5 protein-coding genes are annotated in these 4633 nt (G+C 54.7%); 2 read left to right on the forward strand and 3 right to left on the reverse strand.

The genetic code is table 11. The annotated features are described in order from the left end of the window. Window positions 1–144 precede the first annotated feature (144 nt). Window positions 145–396, reverse strand: coding sequence for a helix-turn-helix domain-containing protein (locus tag ACVW0Y_RS23815; RefSeq protein ID WP_457441859.1), 252 nt, complete (start codon window positions 394–396; stop codon window positions 145–147). A gap of 12 nt (window positions 397–408) precedes the next feature. Then, entirely contained in the window at window positions 409–921 is a 513-nt protein-coding gene (locus tag ACVW0Y_RS23820; protein ID WP_457441861.1) for a hypothetical protein, read from the reverse strand. 504 nt (window positions 922–1425) lie between these two features. On the opposite strand from ACVW0Y_RS23820, the gene ACVW0Y_RS23825 reads away from it, so the two are divergent. Then, the gene (locus ACVW0Y_RS23825; protein ID WP_457441863.1) at window positions 1426–1689 is read left to right on the forward strand and encodes a hypothetical protein; all 264 of its coding nucleotides are present in this window, start codon (window positions 1426–1428) and stop codon (window positions 1687–1689) included. A gap of 75 nt (window positions 1690–1764) precedes the next feature. Here ACVW0Y_RS23825 and aqpZ read toward each other — a convergent pair whose 3' ends face one another. Continuing rightward, window positions 1765–2454 (reverse strand): aquaporin Z, encoded by a 690-nt coding sequence (aqpZ, locus tag ACVW0Y_RS23830; RefSeq protein WP_457441865.1) that lies wholly within the window; start codon window positions 2452–2454, stop codon window positions 1765–1767. 792 nt (window positions 2455–3246) lie between these two features. On the opposite strand from aqpZ, the gene ACVW0Y_RS23835 reads away from it, so the two are divergent. After that, window positions 3247–4296, forward strand: coding sequence for a hypothetical protein (locus tag ACVW0Y_RS23835; protein WP_457441867.1), 1050 nt, complete (start codon window positions 3247–3249; stop codon window positions 4294–4296). Window positions 4297–4633: the final 337 nt, after the last annotated feature.

A 4633-nucleotide genomic window follows, 5' to 3' on the forward strand; every position in this document is an offset into this window, starting at 1 on the left:
GCGTGTAATCACGCTGACTTCGTCTCGCACCTTGCGCCATGGGGTTCTCCTGAAAGATATGGCTAAAGGTGTAAACCTTATTCAGGACGGGACAGACTCTAATCAGAGCGGTTAAATACATATTTCCCCTTTCTTCGTTCGAAACTATTCCGTCAACACATCCCTGAATACATCCGGCCGTGAAACGGCTATATGCAGCAACGAGCGCGCAGCCCCAGACGGTGTTCGACGACCTTGTTCCCACTCCTGCAAGGTGCGCACCGAGACGCCTAACAGTTCGGCAAACTTTGGCTGGGAAAGCCCTGTCTTACGGCGAGCCTCCGCCGCTTCGGTTCGTTCTATGTGCGTGGCGCCGTGGCGACCTGCTTTGACGTCGCACAGCAACAAGAGCGCCACAACAGGCGTTTGTTACTTACTCAAATAATCCCGCACTCGGGCATCGTTGAGCAGCACCATCACCCCTTCAGCGATACAGCCATTGAGATCTTGCTGCACCGAGCCGCTGGCGTGGGGCACAGTCAGGTCGATTACCTGGCCATCACCCAGGGTTGCCTGGAAGTGGACTTTGCTGCGCCAGAAAAACGCGTAGGTGTACTCGCTCAGTAGCGAGTCGATGCGCAGTTGCAGTGTCTTTTCGCCGGGTGCGCCGGTGGGCTTGCCATTCTTTTTCAGCTCGGTCTGGGTTTGCTGCACCATGACTTCGGTCAGTGCCTTAGGGCTGGCTTCAATGCGCTGGCCCATGTAGCGGTAGATCACTATCGGCTCAACAGCAGGCTGGGCATTGCTGACCGCTACCGTGCCGACGATAGGCAGCTCAGGAATCAGCCCGGCACGTAGCGGGTATTCGGTGGGGGTAAATGGCAGGCTGCCGCAGCCGGTGAGCAGCATGGCAGTGACAATAAGGGCAAACAGCTTAGGCATCGTAACGTCCTTGTAGAGCCGGTTGGCTCGGTTGCGAGTAGGGCAGGGCGGTGCCTGCGCGGCGCAGGTTATTTGCTCACGCGGGTCTAGTAAAGCGCGAACTACCCGCACCAGCCCTGGCGAAGCTCGTTGCAAAGGCCGCGGATAGCCGTGCCCCCTTCAATGTTGGCGCAGCGTTTTACACTCTCTGGGCCAAAAGCAGCCTTTCAAGGCGCCACAAACGCACGGGCGATTCAGGGGGTTGCGCAGTGGGTTTTGGCTGTTGGCGCAAGCGCTCAACGATCTATCGGGAAATTTCGCTAGGTCTATTCAAACTTTGCGGGGCGGCCATAGTAGGCCTACCGTTAAAACGCGCTGTCCTTCGGAGGCCTTTGTGGGTTGTGGGCGACCGCTCTGAGCCAAGTACTTATGGAGCATTCCCGGTGCGGGAACAGTCTGGGCTGCATGCGGTTCATGATTGGGCAACGAAGTGATTTCGTACTGACTATCAACTGGAGAAAAATCATGAGTGCGAAGAATTACTTGATGGCTCTGGCGACGCTGGCCATCGTCGTCGGCGGGCCGTGGGTGTCGATGCCGAGCTACGCCACTGACCAGGCTGATCAACGGCAGGAATCGCGGGATACCAAACAGGATGGGCGCGACACAGCGCGGGAGAACAAGGAGGCCTGCAAAGAGGGCGATGAGTCGAGCCGTGCCGAATGCCGCCAGGATAAGCGCGACACCAAGCAGGATTCGCGCGACACCGCTCGGGACATCAAGTACTAGGCCAACCAGGGCCAGCCCCGTCGTGATCGCCTGGCCCTAGGTATGCCCTGCAGAGTGCGGCAAATGCCCGCAATCTCAATCCTGCTCACTGGCAATCAGGCGGTACAGCAGCGCACCGAGCAATGCGCCAACAATCGGCGCCAGCCAGAACAACCACAGCTGACCGACAGCCCAGTCACCGACATACAGCGCCACCGCGGTACTGCGCGCCGGGTTGACCGACGTATTGGTCACTGGAATCGAGATCATGTGGATCAGCGCCAGACTCAGACCAATGGCCAAAGGGGCAAAACCCGCCGGGGCCCGCTTGGATGTGGAGCCAAGAATGATCAGCAGGAAGAACGCCGTCATCACCACTTCGGTGATGGCCGCCGCCGTCAGTGAATAGCCACCGGGCGAGTGCGCGCCATAGCCATTGGAGGCGAAGCCCGCAGACAGTTCGAACCCGGCCTTGCCGGAAGCGATTAAATACAGCACGCCGCCCGCTGCCACGCCGCCCAGTACTTGAGCCACGATGTAGGGCAGCAGCTTGGGCAGCGGCAGACGCCCGCCTGCCCAGAGGCCGACCGAAACCGCCGGATTGAAATGCCCGCCGGAGATATGCCCCACCGCATAGGCCATGGTCACGACTGTCAGGCCAAACGCCAGCGACACCCCCAGCAAGCCTATCCCCAGTTCTGGAAAGGCGGCTGCCAGCACCGCGCTGCCACAGCCCCCCAGCACCAGCCAGAAGGTCCCTAAAAACTCGGCACCATACGCTTTCATATGCAACTCCCTGTGCAGAAAGCCAGACCGACTGCCTGGCTTGACAATGGGTAGTGTAGGCCGTGCTTAAAGGGGCGCTAGTTCAATGGCTCATAACCAACCTGTTGAAAAAAAGACTGGAGTGCGCGCGTTCCGGGGCTTGCGGCTTATGTATTCACAAATGCATGGGCTGCAGGTGATGGCCTGTGTTCATTGTTGGCCGCCGGGTGCCTTGTTGCTTACTCGCAATGCTGCGCCAGAGAAGGGCACCCGTTTTTCGTTTCTGACCGTTAACTGCCCGTCGTGAGAGGCTGAAAACGGCCCAGAGTGTGTAAAAACGCTCAGCCAAAATTGAAGTGCTCGCATCTACGCGAAATCTGAAATTTATCGGCAGGTCAGCGATATGGATTTTGCGGAGAAGCGCATTTTTGAGAAGGGGGACAGATTTATTTAACTGCTCTAATTTAGAGTCGATTAATAATCTGTCCCCTTTTTCGCTTGTTTGATGCTCTGCAGTTGCTGACTCGCCTGGACGTGCCCTGACAAACCGAGACAAAGCGTTAAGCAAAACCAAGCCGCCCGTGAATTACGGCATTGTTTAATCATCTGTAACGCCTTGTATAAGCATCGCGTGGAAATGCACTGTAATTCCGATGGCCTCAGCAGGGTTGAGTTATGCCATTCGCCCGTGCTCCACTGCAACCACCTGTGCAGCCAAAACCAGCGAGTGCTATGTGGCAGCGATATTGGGTAGTGGCGTGCGGTACAACCGCGCTTTCTGAACTGTGCCCTGTGGCCTAACGACCTCTTGCTATGAAACCTATTACGTCAACGCGCATTCTCACCCTACTGGTTGTGCTCGGCGGGTGCGATTTTACCCATGCAGGGCAGGGTGGCGTTTTTAGCCAGGCACGTGAAAAGCTGCCCGCCGAATATGCAGACTACAAGGTAATCGATGAAATAAAAGACATTGGAAATTACACAGTTGAAAAATTTGATATCCAGCCGCACTCCACCGTCGAACACAGCATTAATGCACGCACACACAACGTTATCATCGCAGTTACCACAGAAATAGATGATCGGACCCGTCTTCGCACGTTCTATAAACTGGACCGCTCCGGAACTGTCATCGACAAACATCAGTTCACAAGAAGTCTGCTGATAAAGGACAGCACAGGGGATGAGGAAATGGTGGGAGGTGCCTTTCTGGTCAACAAGAAAAAAGCGTACACCACCACCTGGCCACTGAACGGAGACAACACGCTAAAACCATTCATCGCAGTCAACAAAGACCGGGCCTGGAGCGCAGAAAAAGTCGATCTCTTCTATAAAGAGGTGGTAAAGAAAAGTGCACGACTGGACGACGTGGTGGCGTGGGAAAAAGTCAGTGCGCAGGAAAACAAAAAGCGTGTTAGCAAAGTGTACTACCTGAACAGTACGGGCAAATGGTATGTCCTGTACGGAAATTCGCTAACGAGCGATTATTCCGGAAAAAGCCTATCTACAACAAACACCCTGTTTGAAAACTTTACCCGCGACGAACGATTTTTTCGGCGCTATAAACCGCCAGGCAATATTGCAATCCCTTACTTTGAAAGGCAGGCCTATAAGAAGTTCTGCGCTGCAGACCAAGTAGGCTGCCATGCCGTGTACATGTGGAGTGGCCAAGGTTATTACCATGTGGCGTTAAAGAATGGGCTGCTTAAATTCAAAAACAAAGGCAGCCTGTCGCATACTGACGGCAAGGAGTTCCCGGAAAAAGAAAGCCTGCTTGTCGACTTTGCTTACTACACAAACCCGAACCTGAAGTATTCATTATTTTCGGCGAACGAAGCGCTTTATCTAATTAAAGAAAAATAACCCGCTACTTCGTTTGTTTACTTTCGTCCGCCTGACAGACGGCTCCTGGCTTCAGAGCGTGAGCGCTTGCCACATTGTCCGTTGGCTCGCGGTGCATGGGTTAACCTAAGCGCCGCACCGGAGTCGACGCACACGGGAGAACGTAATGTTGGTGGATGCGTACCGCTACAAAGTATGGGCTGATGAGTAAGGAGAAAGGGGGCAGATTTATTTAACTGCTCTAATTTAGAGTCGATTAATAGATCTGAACCACCCCCGATTTCTCGGACAGTTTAATTACGCACTTCATTCATGGCACTGAACTCCAGCGGTGTACGGTATCCCAGGGCGCTGTGTA

It is taken from the genome of Pseudomonas sp. TE3786 (genome assembly GCF_054057335.1).